This is a genomic window from Ideonella lacteola (assembly GCF_038066555.1).
Taxonomy (GTDB): Bacteria; Pseudomonadota; Gammaproteobacteria; order Burkholderiales; family Burkholderiaceae_C; genus Ideonella; species Ideonella lacteola.
Map to the genome: position 1 here is coordinate 52,542 of NZ_JBBUTG010000015.1, position 16,431 is coordinate 68,972.

The following is a 16,431-nucleotide window of genomic DNA, read 5'->3' on the forward strand; positions in this document are numbered from 1 at the left end:
ATCCGCCATGATTTCAACTCATGCCCTGCGAAAGGGCTGGCACGAGATGGTGGCAGAGGCGCTGCAGACGCTTCGCACCTGGCCCTGGTTCGACACCCTGCGCACCCTGCGCTTGCGCTTTCGTGAAGACAGCCTCGGCCAGACGGCCGGCAGCCTCACCTTCACCACCTTGATTGCCTTGGTGCCGCTGTTGACGGTGATGCTGGCGATCTTCAGCGCGTTTCCGATGTTCTCCAGCTTTCAGGATGCACTGCAGAAGTACTTCCTGCAAAGCCTGGTGCCCGACAGCATCGCCAAACCTGTGCTGGGCGCCTTGACCCAGTTTTCCAACAAGGCCCACAAGCTGGGCACCGCGGGCCTGGCCGCGCTGTTCATCAGCGCGCTGGCCCTGATGTTGACGATCGACCGCACGCTCAACTCGATCTGGCGCGTGCGCAAGCCTCGGCCCATCGCCCAGCGCGTGCTGGTTTACTGGGCCGCCATCACGCTGGGGCCGCTGGTGCTCGGGGTGTCGCTCAGCCTGTCCAGCTACGCCATCTCGGCCTCTCGCGGTTTGGTGGGTGACATGCCTGGTGGCGTTCGGTTCTTCTTGGACCTGTTCGAGTTCGTGTTGTTGGCTGCCACGATGGCGGGCCTGTTCCATTACGTCCCCAATTGCCACGTGCGCTGGCGGCATGCCATGGCCGGCGGCCTGTTCGTCGCCATCGGGTTCGAGGTGGCCAAAAAGGTGCTGGGCTGGTATGTCGGGTCGGTCGGCTCGTTCTCCGCGGTCTACGGCGCCTTCGCCACGGTGCCGATCTTCCTGCTGTGGATGTACACCGGTTGGGTCATCGTGCTGCTGGGGGCGGTGATCGCGGCCTACGCACCCAGCCTGCAGATGCGCGTCGTGCGGCAAGGCAACACGCCGGGCTATCGATTCAGCTTGGCGCTGTCGGTGCTGAGGACTTTGGCGGACGCCCGCGCGTCCGAGCAGCGCGGCCTCGACGCCGAGCAGATCGCGGCCAGCCTGCGGGTCGACCCGCTTCAGATCGAGCCGATCCTGGAATCTCTCACCCAGCGTGATTGGGTGGCTCGGCTGGAAGAAGAGGGCGCACAGCGCCACGTGCTGCTGTGCGATCCGGCCACCACCCCGGTCGCGCCGCTGATCGATTCGCTGCTGCTGCATCCGGACGCCCGTACGCAGGCCTTCCGCGCGCAAATGGGCATCGAGAAACTGACGCTGGCCCAGGTGTTGGCGTGAGGCCAGCCGGCGATCACGCCGGATGCACCACCACCAGCAGCGCTTGCGCCGGTCCCGGCCCCGGGTTGCGGATGGCGTGGGCTTGGTCGACGGCGTAGCGTGCCGTCTCGCCGGCCTTCAATTGCGTCGTGGCTTCTGCGGATTGCACCTGCAGCACACCACTGAGCACGCTCAAGTGTTCACGCGAGCCGGGCTCGTGCGGCTCTGACTCGAGCGCCCCTCCGGGCTGAACCGTCAGTTCGTACCACTCGAACTGGCCCGCCAACTCGATCGGGCCCAGGATGCGCAGCTCGCAATGTCCGTCCGGGCTGCGCAGCGACGGGGTGGCGTGCGATGGCACGGTGGCAATGGCGGGCAGGCTGGGTTTCTCGGCGCCGAGCAGATCCGCCATGGGCACGCCCAGGGCGTTGGCCAGGCGCCAGACCACGGCCACCGTGGGGTTGGCCTGGTTGCGCTCGATCTGCGAGAGCATCGACTTCGACACCCCCGCCTGGCGCGACAGCTCGTCCAGAGACAGCGATCGATCCTGTCGAAGTGCCGCCAGGGTTTCGCCGACGCGCGGCGGTTCGGGAGCGGCAGGACGATTCATGTGGTGGCTCAGCTCAGGTCCAAAGGGGCTTGACGGGCAATGGATCGTTTACGATACTGCACGTCAGTTCGATATATCGAACTTCGGAAAAATCATTGAACGTTGATTGTGCCCGAAGACGATCCACCCAAGGAACACCAAGATGGCCAGCACTGAAGACTTCTTCGCCCACCTGCGCACCGAGCTCGACGGCATCCGCGCTGCGGGCCTGTACAAGGCCGAGCGGATCATCGCCACGCCGCAGGGCGCGCATGTGCGCACAACCGACGGCCGCGAAGTGATCAACCTGTGCGCCAACAACTACCTGGGTCTGTCCAGCCATCCGAAGGTCATCGAAGCCGCGCATGAAGCGCTGCGCACCCATGGCTATGGCTTGAGCTCGGTGCGTTTCATCTGCGGCACGCAAGACATCCACAAGACCCTGGAACAGCGCCTGGCCCGGTTCCTGGGCACGGAAGACGCCATCCTCTACGCGGCCGCGTTCGATGCCAATGGCGGCCTGTTCGAGCCCTTGCTCGGCGAGGCCGATGCCATCATCAGCGACGAGTTGAACCACGCATCGATCATCGATGGCATTCGGCTGTGCAAGGCTCAACGCTGGCGCTACAAGCACAACGACCTCGCCGATCTGGAACGCTGCCTCAGCGAAGCCAACGAAAAGGGCGCTCGCTTCAAGCTCGTGTTCACCGACGGCGTCTTCTCGATGGACGGCACCATCGCCCAGCTGGACAAGATCCGCGAGATCTGCGATCGCCACGGTGCGCTGCTGGGCATCGACGAATGCCATGCCAGCGGCTTCATGGGCGCGCGCGGTCGGGGTACGCACGAGCACCGGGGTGTGTTCGGCAAGATCGACATCATCACCGGCACCTTGGGCAAGGCGCTGGGCGGAGCGTCCGGCGGCTTCACCGCGGCCCGCAAAGAGGTCATCGAAATCCTGCGTCAGCGTTCGCGGCCCTACCTGTTCTCGAACACGGTGGCGCCGAGCATCGTCGGTGCATCGATCGCGGTGCTGGATTTGCTCGAAGGCTCGACCGAGCTGCGCGACAAGCTGGAAGCGAACACCCAGTACTTCCGCCGCGCCATCCAGGAGGCCGGCTTCGAGATCAAGCCCGGCGAGCACCCGATCGTGCCGATCATGGTCTACGACGCGGTCAAGGCGCAGCAGTTGGCAGCACGCGTGCTGGAACTGGGCGTCTACGTGGTCGGCTTCTTCTTCCCCGTCGTGCCCAAGGGCCAGGCCCGCATCCGCGTGCAGATGAGCGCCGGCCACGTGCGGGCGGACCTTGAAAGGGCCGTGGCGGCGTTCCGCCAGGCCGGGCTGGAACTGGGGTTGGTGAAATGAGCAAGGCGATTCCCAAGATCCTGATCATCGGGGCCAACGGCCAGATTGGCACCGAGCTGGCCGAAGAACTGGCTCGCCGCCATGGCCAGGGGGCGGTGGTCACCAGCGATCTGGCGCCCAAGGGCCGCGTGCCCGGGCTGGCCCACGAATCGCTGGACGTGACCGACGCGGCCGCGCTCACCGCGGTGGTCGAGCGCCATGGCATCACCCAGATCTACCACCTGGCGGCGGCGCTTTCGGCACGCGGCGAGCAGCACCCGCAATGGGCGTGGGACCTCAACATGAAGGGCCTGCTCAACGTGCTGGAGCTGGCCCGCACCCACAAGCTGGACAAGGTGTTCTGGCCGAGCTCCATCGCTGCGTTCGGGCCGACCACGCCGCGCGACCACACGCCGCAGAAGACGATCATGGAGCCGACGACCGTCTACGGCATCTCCAAGCTCGCGGGCGAGGGCTGGTGCGCCTGGTACCACCGGATGCATGGCGTGGACGTGCGCTCGATCCGCTATCCGGGCCTGATCAGCTGGAAGACGCCGCCCGGTGGTGGCACCACCGACTACGCGGTCGAGATCTTTCATGAGGCGCTCAAGTCGCGCCGCTACACCAGCTTCCTCGGTCCTGAGTCGGCGTTGCCGATGATGTACATGCCCGATGCCATCCGTGCCACGCTTGAGCTGATGGATGCGCCGGCCGAATCGATCAAGGAACGCCATGGCTACAACCTGGCGGGCGTGACCTTCACGCCGGCCGAGATTGCCGCGGCCATTGCCGAAGAGATCGAAGGCTTCGAGATCGGCTACGCGCCGGACTTCCGCCAGGCGATCGCCGATTCATGGCCCCGTTCGATCGACGACACCGCGGCACGCACCGACTGGGGCTGGAAGCCCGAGTACGACCTGCGCGCCATGGTGCGCGACATGCTGGTGAATCTCGCGCCGCTGGCCGTCACCGCGTGAGCAGCAGGCCCTCGGCCTGGGCCACCATGGCGCGCATCTGCGCGATGGGCGCCGGGCGCGCCAGCAGGTAGCCCTGCAGCTCATCGCAGCCCAGGCTCACCAGCAGCCGCAACTGGTCTTCCGTTTCAACGCCTTCGGCGACGGTGCGCATGCCCAGGCGCCGCGCCAGTTGCACGATCGTGCCCACGATGGCCCGGGCGTCGTCGCGCGTCATCAACTCGCCAATGAACTGGCGGTCGATCTTCAGCACATCGAAGCTGAACTGGCGCAGGTAGCCCAGTGACGAGTAGCCGGCGCCAAAGTCGTCCAGCGCGATGCGCACGCCCAGGCGGCGAAGGGCGGTGAGGCGCTGGACGGCCGACGCCGCGTCGTCGATGAAGAGCGACTCGGTGATTTCAAGTTCCAGCCGCTCGGGTGGCAGGCCCGAAGCGAGCAGCGCCTGCCGGACGTCGTCCTCGAAAGCGGCAGATCTGAGCTGGGCGGGCGACACGTTGACGGCGATCGTCAACCCCTGCAGCTGGGTGCCTGCCAGCCGGCAGGCCTCTCTCAGTACCCAGGCGCCGATGTGGCCGATGCTGCCGGTGCGTTCGGCGATCGGCACGAATTCGGCGGGCGACACCGAGCCCAGCACCGGATGCTGCCATCTAAGCAGCGCCTCGACGCCCACCACCCGCCCGCTGGCCACCGCGAGCTTGGGCTGGACGTGCAGGTGGAGTTGGCCCTCTGCCTCCGCGGTGCGCAGCGCCTCGCTGATCGCCGACTGGCGTCGCGACGTTTCACCCAGCTGGGCATCGTAAAGCGCCGCCTGGGCTCGTCCGCTGGCCTTGGCCTGGTACAGCGCGAGGTCGGCATTCCCCATCAGTTCGTCGATGGCCTGGCCGTGGTCGGGCGTGAGCGCGACACCCATGCTCACGCTCGCCTGCAGCGTCAGCGCGCCCAGGTCGCAGGGTGGGGCAAAAGCCTCGCTGAGGCGCTGGGACAAGGCGTGGATGCCGTTGCGGGTGGTGTCGGTCTGGATGAGCACGGCGAACTCGTCGCCCCCCAGCCGGGCCACGAGATCTTGCGGGCGCACGCAGGTACGCAAGCGCAGTGCGACGGCCTTCAGCAGCGCGTCGCCCACCGAGTGACCATGGGTGTCGTTGACGCTCTTGAAGTGATCGACATCGATCGCCATCAGGGCCGCGCGTTCTCCCTGGCTCAAGACCTGGGCCAGGTGAGCATGCAGCGTCACGCGGTTGGCCAGGCCGGTGAGTGCGTCGAAGTGCGCCATGTGGCGCATGCGGTCTTGCGCAGACACCTCGTCCGTCACATCGACGATGACGCCGCGCCAGCCGCCATCGCCAACATTGACGGGCGCCACCGGCTTGGCACTCAGCATCCACCAACCCGCGCCGTCGCTGCCCGTGAGCTCGATGGTCAGGTTGCGGAACGGGCGTCCCCGATCGAAAGCGTTCGATAAGGCTTGCCGATGGCTGGGGCTGCGATCGCCCAGCAACTGCAGCAGCACTTGACCGTGCAAGGCCTTGGGCTCGCAGGCGAACAACTCGCTGGTGCGGGCCGAGGCGTAGCGCAGCCGCCCTTGGGCATCGGTCTCCCACAGGCCTTCGGCGGCGTGCTCTTCAAAGTCATGCAACAGCATGGACACCAGCTCCTGCTGCCGGGTGGCGTCACGCTGGGCGATCAGCAACGCCGTGGCCTGCCGGCCCGCCGCCATGGCCCCGAGTGCGCAGATCGCGGCGTAGACCAGCAGCAGCCCCGAAACGGGCGCCGCCAACGCGCCGCCGTGCGCCCACAGCCCGACGAGCGATCCACTGACGATGGTCGCCAGATAAGCCAGTGCCGCCCCCGGCAAGCGGCCCATCGCGAAAGCGCCCGCTGAAAGCATGCCCGTCGTCAGCGTGGCGATCAACAAACGCACTTCGGCGGGCGCCGATGCAAACCACATCGCCGGCACCGCGGCCCACAGCAGGCCCAGCAGCCCTGCATGCCAGGTGCTGTGCCGCATCGCCCGGCGAGACGCGAGGGACCGCGGCATCTTGCGCCGCCGCCACCAGGACCGCAGCGCGGTCGCCACGATCAGGCCGATGAGCACCACCCACACGATCAGCAGCGGCCGACCGGCAAACCCCAATGCCGCCGACACGAGGGCCGCGTTGATGAGGTTGGCCGCCATCATGGCCGGCGTGAGCCGCAGAACGTAGTCGAGGTGCTGGGCCCGGATCGACGCTGAGTCTGCGTCCTCTGCGTGGTAGAGATGAAATGTGTCGCGCCACGCCTGGCCGGCACGTGCGAAATACGAGGAGCCGAAGCGCACGGGGTGAGAGGGCACGGATGGAGGTGGACGACTCACGCACCCATCGGCCTGAAGCGCGTCATCTGTGAGCGGTACACCTCGCGGAGTGTGAAGCTGTTCTCGCCGAGCGCGGCTCGGCGTCTTCCCAGGGCGATGCGGGGCCCGCCCCGTGCCTGTCATCTGCCCGAGTTGGCCGCGCGTACTTCAGCAGGTTGGCCCGCCCTCGCACGCGACCATGTGGGCCGGCCGCTCGAACCCCACGGCCTGCTTGCAGGGGCCTTCATGGCCTCCGGCCACCGGGCGGTGGGTTCCGATGGCGGCCGTGTCGTCTCTGGGTGGCGTTCAGGCCAGGGCCCTACGCAACGCGGCCAGCGTGGCATCGGGCGCCTCGGCCATCAGCACGTGCCCCGCGTCCACGGTTTCGATGTGCGCCTTCAACGCCACGCCGATGTCATGGGCGGCTTTCGGGGGTGTCATCTGGTCGCGCCGCCCGAGGATCAGCGTGGTGCGTGCGGTGACCTTCGCAGCGGCGTCCAGTGCGCCGCGGTAGGCGTCGCAGGCTGCGAAATCCTGGTGGTACAGCATCGGGTTGTCTTGCTTGGCCAGCACCAGGCGGCACAGGGCCCGACCACCTCCGCGCACCCAGGCGCCAGGGCCGGGGTAGCCCGGTTTCTGGGCGATGGAAGAGTACGACAGCGTGGTGACCAGGTCGATCGCCGCCAGCGGCTGACTACGTGCCAGCTCCAGCAGCGCCGGCGACACCTTCATCGGGTACGCCGTTCCCACCATCACCAGCCGGCTGGCGCGTTCGGGTGCGCGCCCGGCGGCTTCGAGTGCCACCAACGAACCCATGCTGTGACCCACCAGCGCGGCCTGCTGGACGCCGGCTGCGTCGAGCAGCGCCAGCACCCAGTCGGCCATGGCCTCCACGGTCTCCAGCGCCGGACCGGCGCTCTTCATGTGCCCAGGCAGGTCGATGGCCAGCACGCTGAAACCGTGATGGGCGCACCACCGCGCCAGCAGCGTCCAGACGGAGTGGTCGTGCAGCGCGCCATGGATGAAGACGACGCAGGGCAGCCTGGGGTCGAAGGGTTTGCCGCCGGTGTAGGCGTAGGCCTCTCGGCCTTGAACGACGAGCTTCATGCCGCCGCCCTTTCTGCCGCCTTCAGCGCCCGTTTCAAATCGTCGACGAGATCGTCCGCGTCTTCCAGCCCGATCGACAGCCGGATCGTGCCCGGGCCGATGCCCGCCTGCGCCAGCGCGGCGTCGTCCATCCGGAAATGGGTGGTCGATGCGGGGTGGATGACGAGCGAGCGGCAATCGCCCACGTTGGCCAGGTGAGAGAAGAGCTTCAGCGCCTCGATAAAGGCCTGGCCTTGGCGGCGCGAGCCCTTGATGTCGAAGCTGAAGACCGAGCCGCAGCCTCGGGGCAGCAGCTTGGCGGCCAGGGCATGGTCGGGATGCGATTCAAGCTCGGGGTAGCCCACCATGGCTACCATCGGGTGGCTGGCCAGAAAGGCAACCACCTTGCGGGTGTTCTCGATGTGGCGCGCCATTCGCAGGGGCAGGGTCTCGATGCCCTGCAGAATGAGCCAGGCGGTGTGCGGGCTCATGCAGGCGCCGAAATCGCGCAGCCCTTCGCGCCGGGCGCGCATCAGGAAGGCGCCATCGGTGCTTTCCTCGGCGAACACCATGCCGTGGAAGCCCTCGTAGGGCTCGGTCAGCTCGGGAAAGCGCGTGCCGGCCGTCCAATCGAAACGCCCCCCGTCCACCAAGAGGCCGCCGATCACCGTGCCATGGCCCGAAAGGAACTTGGTGGCCGAGTGGTAGACGAGGTCGGCGCCATGGTCGAGCGGTTTCATCAGCCAGGGCGTGGTGAAGGTCGAGTCGACCAGCAGCGGCAAGCCCGCTTCATGCGCGATGGCACCGATGGTGGGGATGTCCAGCACATCCAGCCCGGGGTTGCCCAGCGTTTCGCCGAACAGCAGCCGCGTGTGGGGCCGGATGGCGGCGCGCCACGCGTCCACATCGCGCGGCTTGACGAACGTCGTGTCGATGCCGAACCGCTTGAGTGTGTAGTGCAGCAGGTTGTGCGATCCGCCGTACAGGGCCGAACTGGCGACGATGTGCGAGCCGGCGCCAGCCAGCGTCGCAATGGCCAGGTGCAACGCCGCCTGCCCGCTGGCGGTGGCGATGGAGCCGACACCGCCTTCCAGCGCGGCGACCCGCTCTTCGAGCACGGCGGTGGTCGGGTTGGAGATCCGGCTGTAGACGTGGCCGGAGCGCTCCAGGTTGAACAGCGAAGCGGCGTGCTCGCTGGATTCAAAGACAAATGACGTCGACAGGTGGATGGGCACCGCGCGGGCGCCGGTGGCCGGGTCGGGCGTGGCGCCCGCATGGAGCGCCAGGGTGTCGAAGCCGGGGTCGGAAACTCCAGGCATAGGGTGTACCGGGTCTACGGCAACTGTGTGGGGCCACGATTGTGTGCTATGTTGGCCCCGTGGGCCGTGCCGCCCATGCCCCGTGGGGAGCGACGACAACCTGTGCCAAACCTCGAGCCGAAGGAGCGCCAAGCATGAAAGTCAGTGACATCCTGAGAGTGAAGGGCAGCACCCTCTTCACCGTCGGGCCGGACAGCCCGTTGGCGGGTGCCGTGACGACCATGGCCGAGCACGACATCGGTTCGCTGGTGGTGATGACCCACGGCGACCTGATCGGCATGCTGACCTTCCGCGAGGTGATCCGCGCGGTGGTGAAGAACGGCGGGCAGATCGGCAACACCACGGTGCGCAGCGTCATGGACGATGCGCCCTTGACCTGCACGCCCGAGACCGACATCAACGAGGTGCGCCGCATGATGCTGGGCCGCCACGCCCGTTACATGCCAGTGCTCGACGGCCGCACCCTGATGGGGGTGATTTCGTTCTACGACGTGGCCAAGTCGGTGGTCGAGGCTCAGGACTTCGAAAACCGCATGCTCAAGGCCTACATCCGCGATTGGCCGGTTGAAGAAGCGGCCGAATCGAGCGAAAAGGCGGGTTGAACGGCAGGTTGAAAGGCAAGCTGAAGGGCAGGTCGGCGGGCGGCTCGACGCGCCTTGCGGCCCCGGGAGGGGCCGTCAGGCGTCCAGCGCCTGCAAGGCGGCCCGTCGTTTGACGATCCACTCGGCCACCGTGGCCGCATCCAATGGCTTGCAGAAGCGGTAGCCCTGCATCGCCTCGCAGCCCTGCTGCCGCAAGAACGCCGCCTGCTCATCGGTTTCCACGCCCTCGGCGATGGTGGTGAGGTTCATGGCGTGGGCCAACTGCACGATGGCCTGCACGATGGCGCGGTCGTCAGCATCGTGGCTGATGTCGCGCACAAAGCTCTGGTCGATCTTCAGCGTGTGGATGCGAAAGCGCTTGAGGTAGTTCAGCGACGAGTAGCCGGTGCCGAAGTCGTCGATCGACAGGCGAACACCCAGTGCGTGCAGCCTGTCCATCATGGCGATGGCGGCGGTGGGGTTGCCGGTAGCCACGCTTTCGGTCAGCTCCAGCTCCAGGCAGTGAGGCGGCACGTCCGCCGCCTCGACGATCGATTTCACGGTGTCCGGCAGCGCCGGGTCGCGGAACTGGACGGCTGAGAGGTTCACGGCCACGACGAGGTTGTCCAGGCCGTCGGCCACCCAGGCCTTGATCTGGCGCACGGCAGTGCGCATCACCCATTCCCCGATCACCTTGATCTGGCCGCTGCTCTCCGCCAGCGGGATGAATTCGCCCGGCGACACCATGCCCAACTCGGGGTGCTTCCAGCGGACCAGCGCCTCCACGCCCAGCACGGCGCCGGTTCGCCCATCCACTTGCGGTTGGTAGTGCAGCAGCAGCTCGTCTCGTTCGGCGGCGCGGCGCAGTGCAGCTTCGAGCTGCATCTGCCGCACCGAGCGTTGCTGCATGCCGGCGGTGAAGAACTGGTAAGTGCCCCGGCCTTCCAGCTTGGCTCGGTACATGGCGGTGTCGGCGCAGCGGGTGAGCACGTCCACCGAGTCGGCATCGGCGGGGTACATCGCCACGCCGATCGACAGCGTGAGGCTGAGCTCGTGGCCGCTGACGACGAAGGGCTGGGCCACATGTTCAAGCAGCTTGGCCGCCACCTGCGCGGCGCCCTCCGCGCAGGTGCCGGGCAGGGCCACGGCGAATTCGTCGCCGCCGATGCGGGCGACGAAGTCGGTGTCGCGCAGGTTGTCGCGCAGGCGATGGGCCATTTCCAGCAACACGCCGTCGCCGGTGCGGTGCCCGAAGTTGTCGTTGATGTGCCGAAACTGGTTCAGATCGATGAACAGCAGCGCCAGCGGTTCTTTCTGCCGCTGGGCGTGGTCGAGCGCGACCTCCAGCCGGTCTTCCAGCTGATGTCGGTTGGGCAATTCGGTCAGCGCATCGAAATGGGCCTGGCGCAGCAGCTTCTGCTCGGCCTCTTTCGAACGGGTGATGTCATTGATGATGCCGATCAGGTGGCTCAGATGCCCGTTGGCGTCACGGCGATAGCTGATGGACACCCAGGCGGTGAAGGGTTCGCCGGTCTTGCGAGCACTGCGAAGTTCGCCGTGCCAGTGGCCCAGGCGAATGAGGCTGCGGCGGATGCGACGGGCCAGCGCCGCGTCTTCGAACGAAGCGGTCAGCATCGCCGGGGATTGGCCGACGACGTCATCCGCCTCGAACCCGGTGATGGTGCTGAACGCCTGGTTCACCGAAATGATCACGCCGCGCGGATCGGTGATCAAAATGCCTTCGCGGGCCTGCTCGAACACGGCAGCGGCCAGTCGCATCTTGTCTTCGGCTTGGCGGCGCATTGTGACGTCGCGCGCCTCAAGCAGCAGATGTCCCGCAGTCGCGCTGCCCTCGTTGTCGGCGCCTCGGCGCATGGGCCGCACCGAGAGCTCGACACGCCTGGCCCCCGTGGCGGTGGCCACGCCCAGCTCAATGTGCTGAGGCCGGCCTTCGGCCGCGTGGGAGACGGCCCGGCGCAGCCGGTCGGCGTCGTCAGGGGCATGGACCCATGCCGGCAACGTCCACAGCGCCTGGCCCTGGGCATGGCGCCCGGAGGTCCCCAGCCATTCGTAGGCGACGTCGTTCAGCCGTAGCACTTGGCCCTGCAGCGTGAGCAGGCCGATGAGCGTCGAGCTGTGATCCAGCATCTCTTCGGCGAGCGAGGCATCGCCATCCGTTGGGCCGGCGGGTTGAGCGACCCGTCGAAATGCGAGCCACGCCAGGCTCGCCAACGCGGCGGCCAGCGCAGCCACGGCGACACCGAACCAGGGCCAGGCGGGCAGTACGGCAGTGGCAGGGGCAGCAGGCGATATCACGGTGGCAGCAACAATGAGGGTAGGTCATCACTGTGCCGCCAAACCCTCAAGGGTATTTTTCCGATGCGGCCGGCAAAAACCGGCCATTTCAAACGCCGACGTCTGAAAAAGGGCGACGGAAGAGGGCGCCGATAAAATCGACGGCGCAGGGGGAGCGGGTGCCGCTGCCCTCTGATGAAGCGGGCTGGCCTCGGCGCCTGCCTGCTCCCACCACCGTCACCATCCGGGCCCGCTCGCCGGCGCCCGGTCGTCACAAGGGTCTTCATGTCCGGCAGCAGCTTCGGCGAGCTTTTCACTGTCACCAACTTTGGCGAAAGCCACGGCCCGGCCATCGGCTGCGTGATCGACGGCTGCCCCCCCGGCCTGGCGTTGAGCGAAGCCGACATCCAGCCCGACCTCGATCGTCGTCGCCCCGGCACCTCGCGCCATGTCACGCAGCGCAACGAGCCCGATGCCGTCGAGATCCTGTCCGGCGTGTACGAGGGCAAGACCACCGGCACCCCGATCTGCCTGCTGATCCGCAACACCGACCAGCGCAGCAAGGACTACGGCAACATCGTCCAGACCTTCCGGCCTGGCCATGCCGACTACACCTACTGGCACAAGTACGGCATCCGCGATCCGCGCGGCGGTGGCCGATCATCGGCCCGGTTGACGGCGCCGATGGTGGGCGCTGGTGCGGTGGCCAAGAAGTGGCTGAAGGAGCACCACGGCGTCACCATCCGCGGCTGCATGACGGCCCTGGGCGAGATCGACATCCCGGTCGAGGACTGGAGCCAGGTCGGCGAGAACCCCTTCTTCGCGGCGACCACCCAGCACATCCAGCAGTTGGAAGACTACATGGATGCGCTGCGCAAGTCGGGCGATTCGGTCGGCGCGCGCCTGTATGTGGAAGCTTCCGGCCTGCCGCCCGGGTGGGGCCAGCCGCTGTTCGACAAGCTCGACGCCGACATCGCCTACGCGATGATGGGCATCAACGCCGTCAAAGGGGTGGAGATCGGCGCCGGCTTCGAATCGGTGCGCCAACGTGGCACCGAACACGGCGATGAACTGACGCTCGAAGGCTTTGCGAGCAACAACGCCGGCGGGGTGTTGGGCGGCATCTCCACCGGCCAGGACATCCGGGTCTCGATCGCCATCAAGCCCACCAGCTCCATCCGCACGCCTCGGCAGTCGATCGATCTGGCGGGCCAGCCGGCGACGGTGGAAACCTTGGGCCGCCATGACCCGTGCGTTGGCATCCGCGCCACGCCCATTGCCGAGGCGATGCTGGCCTTGGTGCTGATCGACCATGCGCTGCGGCAGCGGGCGCAGTGCGGCGACGTGCGGGTGGACACACCAGCGATTCCGGCGCAGCGCTGAGCCCGGCCGGCGCACCCGAAGCCCGCCCCAAGAACAACGGCCACCCGAGGGTGGCCGTTGTGGTTTCAGCGCGTGGCGGTCAAACGACTTCCGAGGGCGAAACGCGGGGTGCAGCACCCGCGCTGCCCGGCCTCGTCATGCCCACGGCCCAGCGGCCCAGGCGCCACCACAGGCGCAGTGTGGTGATGAACGCCAGGATCTCAAGGAACGTCAGCAGCCCACCGACGAAGGGGTTCCAGCGCTCAGTGCGCGCGTGGAACTTCTCGATCATGTGGTCGCGCTTGATCTCGATCGAGTCGTAGAAGCTCGGAATCACCAGCAGCGTCAGGAAGGTCGAGGTGATCACGCCACCGATGATGGCCACCGCCATCGGGCGGTAGAACTCACCGCCTTCGCCAACACCGATGGCCACCGGCAGCATGCCCGCGATCAGCGCGAAGGTGGTCATCAGGATGGGGCGCAGCCGCATGCGGCCGGCCTGCATCAGGGCCTCTTCGCGGTCGACGCCTGCGGCCTCGCGCACCCGGGCAGCGTCGAGCAGCAGGATCGCGTTCTTCGCCACCAGCCCCATCAGCATGATCACGCCGATCAGGCTCATCAGGTTCATCGTGCCGCCCGTGGCCAGCAGCGCCAGCACCACGCCGATCAGCGACAGCGGCAGCGACAGCATCACCGGCAGCGGCGCCGTGAACGAGCCGAACTGCATCACCAGCACCAGGTACATCATGCCGATGCCCGAGAGCAGGGCGATGCCCATGTCGGTGAAGACCTGCTGCTGGTCTTTCGAGGCGCCGCCCAGCTCCAACCCATAGCCAGGTGGGTAGCTCATCGCGTTGGCGATCTTCATCGCGTCGGCGGTCACTTCACCGGCCGAGCGGCCCTGGGCGTTGGCCGACACGGCGATCATGCGCTTGCCGTCCGAGTGCTGGATTTGTGACGGGCCTTTGCCCATCGTCACCGTGGCGATCTGGTCCAGCGGCACCACGGTGCTGCTGCCGCTCACGGCGATCGGCAGGCGTTCGATGTTGGCTGCGTCCACCCGGTCGGCGGGCGCCAAGCGCACCGCCACGTCGCGGGTTTCGCCGCTCGGGTCGACCCAGTCGCCTACCTCGACCCCCGCGAACGCCACCCGCAGCGCCTGGGCCGCGTCGTTCACCGAGATGCCCAGCGCGTTGGCCAGCCCGCGGTCCAGTTCGATCTTCAGCTCGTTCTGCGGGTCTTGCTCGGACAGGCCCACATCCACCGCGCCGGGCACCTTGCGCAGCTTCTCCATGAACTCGTTGGTGATCGCCTGCAGCTTGCGCGAATCGGTGCCGTGGAAGCGGATCTGCACGGGCTTCTGCGCGCCGTTGTTCAGGTCGTCCAGCACCACGTACTCGGCGCCCACCAATCGCTTGAGCCGCTCGCGCAGCTCGGTGGCCACCTCGATCGCGCTGCGCTTGCGCTGCGTGCTCTTGCCGATGTCCACGTAGATGCGGCCACCGGTCGGGTTGACGTAGCTGTTGGTCGCCTTGGTCTCCTTCATCTCGCGCGCCAGCTGGGCCGCGTTCTCCAGCTTGAGCCGGGCGTACTCCAGGCTGCTGCTGGGCGGCGTACGCACCTCGATGGCCAGGGTGCCGTAGTCCGACGCCGGCAGGAAGCTCGATCCGCCCACGGTGGCCTGCAAGGCAATCGCCGCCACGAAGCTGAGGAAGGCGAACGCAAACATCCAGATGCGGTGGTGCAGCGCCCAGGCGATGATGCGGCCGTAGCGGTCAGCCTGGTGGTCGAACCAGACATTGAACCGCGCCAGCACGGCCGAGATGCCGCGCTTCGGGGCGTGGTGGTGCCCCGGCGGGTCACCCCAGTAGGCCGACAGCATCGGGTCGAGCGTGAAGGAGATGAACAGGCTCACCATCACCGAGGTGACCACCGTCAGGCCGAAGGGGCGGAACCACTCGCCCGACACGCCGGGCATGAATCCCACCGGGATGAACACCGCCACGATCGAGAAGGTGGTGGCGGCCACGGCCAGGCCGATCTCAGCGGTGCCGTTCAAGGCGGCCGTGCGCCGGTCTTCACCCGCCTCCATGTGCCGGACGATGTTCTCTCGAACGACGATCGCATCGTCGATCAGCACGCCGATGGCCAGCGAGAGGCCCAGCAGGCTCATGAAGTTCAGCGTGAACCCGCACAGCCAGACGGCGATGAACGCCGCGATCACCGACGTGGGCAGGCTCAGAGCCGTGATCAAGGTGGAGCGCCAGGAGTTCAAGAACGCGTAGACGACGAAGATCGTCAGGCCGGCACCGAAGAACAGCGCGTGCACGACGTTGTTCAGGCTGTTCTGCGCGTCCTTGCCGCCGTCCTGGGTGATTTCGAGCTGCGTGCCTTCCGGCAGCGTCTTGCTGATCTCGGCGACCAGCTTGCGCACCTCGTCGGCCACGCCCACGGTGCTCGATTCGCGCGAGCGGGTGACCGACAGGCCCACGTTCGGCCGGCCGTTGCGCACCGACAGGTTGCCCACCTCGGCGAAGGCATCTTGCACCGAGGCCACCTGGCCCAGCCGCACGATCTGCTCGCCGCGGCGCTGAACAACGATCTGCTCGAACTCGGCCGGCGATTCCAGCCGCCCGACCAGCCGGATGCTCTTGTCTTCGAGCTCGCCGCGCACCTTGCCCACCGGGGCGGTGGCGTTCTGGATGCGCAGGGCGTTCACCACCTCGGCCACCGAGACGTTGAACTCGCGCAGCTTCTCGGCCTTGAGCAGCACCGACAGCTCGCGGTGCAGCGCGCCATTGACGTTGACCACCGCCACACCCGGGATGCCGCGGAACCGGTCGGCCAACTGGTCTTCCGCCAGGCGGGAGATCTCGGCATGGGTCTGCTTCGACGATGACAGCGCCATCTGCATGATGGGCTGGGCGGCCGGATCCAGCCGCTGCAACACCGGCTCGCGCATTTCCACCGGCAGCTTGTAGCGCACCGTGCCAATGGCGTTGCGCACCTCGTCCGCCGCTTCGATCATGTTCTTGCTGAACTTGAAGATCATGACGATGTTGGCGTAGCCCTCGCTGGCGGTCGAGCGCACCTCGTCCACGCCGGAGATGCTCTGCAGGGCCTTCTCGACGCGGTTGACGATCTCTCGTTCCACCGTCTCGGGCGATGCGCCGGGGTAGGTGATGCCCACCACGAGCACCGGCTGCTGCACATCCGGGATCTGGTTGACCCGCAGCTTGTTGAGCGCGAGCAGGCCCAGGCACATCAGCGCCAGGATGATCACGACCGTCGCGACCGGCCGCTTGATGCTGAAATCTGAAAGGAACATG

The 16,431-nt window shown here is 67.1% G+C and carries 11 protein-coding genes; 5 read left to right on the top strand and 6 right to left on the bottom strand.

The window, feature by feature from the left end; translation table 11 throughout:
• Nucleotides 1-7 precede the first annotated feature (7 nt).
• The gene (locus tag AACH06_RS20795; RefSeq protein ID WP_341427683.1) at nt 8-1,240 is read left to right on the top strand and encodes a YihY family inner membrane protein; all 1,233 of its coding nucleotides are present in this window, start codon (nt 8-10) and stop codon (nt 1,238-1,240) included.
• A 13-nt stretch (nt 1,241-1,253) separates the two neighbouring features.
• Here AACH06_RS20795 and AACH06_RS20800 read toward each other — a convergent pair whose 3' ends face one another.
• Nucleotides 1,254-1,829 carry a helix-turn-helix domain-containing protein gene (locus AACH06_RS20800; RefSeq protein ID WP_341427684.1) on the bottom strand — a complete coding sequence of 192 codons (576 nt, stop codon included), beginning with the start codon at nt 1,827-1,829 and terminating at the stop codon, nt 1,254-1,256.
• Between the two features lie 142 nt (nt 1,830-1,971).
• Here AACH06_RS20800 and kbl point away from each other — a divergent pair, with 142 nt between their 5' ends.
• Nucleotides 1,972-3,174 (top strand): glycine C-acetyltransferase, encoded by a 1,203-nt coding sequence (kbl, locus tag AACH06_RS20805; RefSeq protein ID WP_341427685.1) that lies wholly within the window; start codon nt 1,972-1,974, stop codon nt 3,172-3,174.
• Nucleotides 3,171-4,130: an NAD-dependent epimerase/dehydratase family protein gene (locus AACH06_RS20810; protein WP_341427686.1), complete on the top strand. Its 960-nt coding sequence runs from the start codon at nt 3,171-3,173 to the stop codon at nt 4,128-4,130. Before kbl ends, AACH06_RS20810 begins: the two co-directional genes overlap by 4 nt.
• On the opposite strand, the gene AACH06_RS20815 is transcribed toward AACH06_RS20810, so the two are convergent.
• From AACH06_RS20815 to AACH06_RS20825, 3 genes are all read right to left on the bottom strand, one after another.
• Nucleotides 4,120-6,459: a putative bifunctional diguanylate cyclase/phosphodiesterase gene (locus tag AACH06_RS20815; protein WP_341427687.1), complete on the bottom strand. Its 2,340-nt coding sequence runs from the start codon at nt 6,457-6,459 to the stop codon at nt 4,120-4,122. The two genes, AACH06_RS20810 and AACH06_RS20815, sit on opposite strands and share 11 nt — an antisense overlap.
• Nucleotides 6,460-6,765: 306 nt before the next feature.
• Complete coding sequence (locus AACH06_RS20820) at nt 6,766-7,566, bottom strand: alpha/beta fold hydrolase (RefSeq protein WP_341427688.1); 801 nt, start codon at nt 7,564-7,566, stop codon at nt 6,766-6,768.
• A complete protein-coding gene (locus AACH06_RS20825; protein ID WP_341427689.1) occupies nt 7,563-8,864 on the bottom strand; it encodes an O-acetylhomoserine aminocarboxypropyltransferase in 1,302 nt (433 codons plus the stop codon). The genes AACH06_RS20820 and AACH06_RS20825 overlap by 4 nt, the downstream gene beginning before the upstream one ends.
• Nucleotides 8,865-8,998: 134 nt before the next feature.
• On the opposite strand from AACH06_RS20825, the gene AACH06_RS20830 reads away from it, so the two are divergent.
• On the top strand, nt 8,999-9,466 hold the full coding sequence (locus AACH06_RS20830) for a CBS domain-containing protein (RefSeq protein ID WP_341427690.1): 468 nt from the start codon (nt 8,999-9,001) through the stop codon (nt 9,464-9,466).
• A 75-nt stretch (nt 9,467-9,541) separates the two neighbouring features.
• On the opposite strand, the gene AACH06_RS20835 is transcribed toward AACH06_RS20830, so the two are convergent.
• Nucleotides 9,542-11,761 (bottom strand): putative bifunctional diguanylate cyclase/phosphodiesterase, encoded by a 2,220-nt coding sequence (locus tag AACH06_RS20835; protein WP_341427691.1) that lies wholly within the window; start codon nt 11,759-11,761, stop codon nt 9,542-9,544.
• Nucleotides 11,762-12,025: 264 nt separating this feature from the next.
• On the opposite strand from AACH06_RS20835, the gene aroC reads away from it, so the two are divergent.
• Nucleotides 12,026-13,123, top strand: a complete 1,098-nt coding sequence (aroC, locus tag AACH06_RS20840; RefSeq protein ID WP_341427692.1) for a chorismate synthase — start codon at nt 12,026-12,028, stop codon at nt 13,121-13,123.
• A gap of 79 nt (nt 13,124-13,202) precedes the next feature.
• On the opposite strand, the gene AACH06_RS20845 is transcribed toward aroC, so the two are convergent.
• A complete protein-coding gene (locus AACH06_RS20845; protein WP_341427693.1) occupies nt 13,203-16,430 on the bottom strand; it encodes an efflux RND transporter permease subunit in 3,228 nt (1,075 codons plus the stop codon).
• Nucleotide 16,431 lies beyond the last annotated feature (1 nt).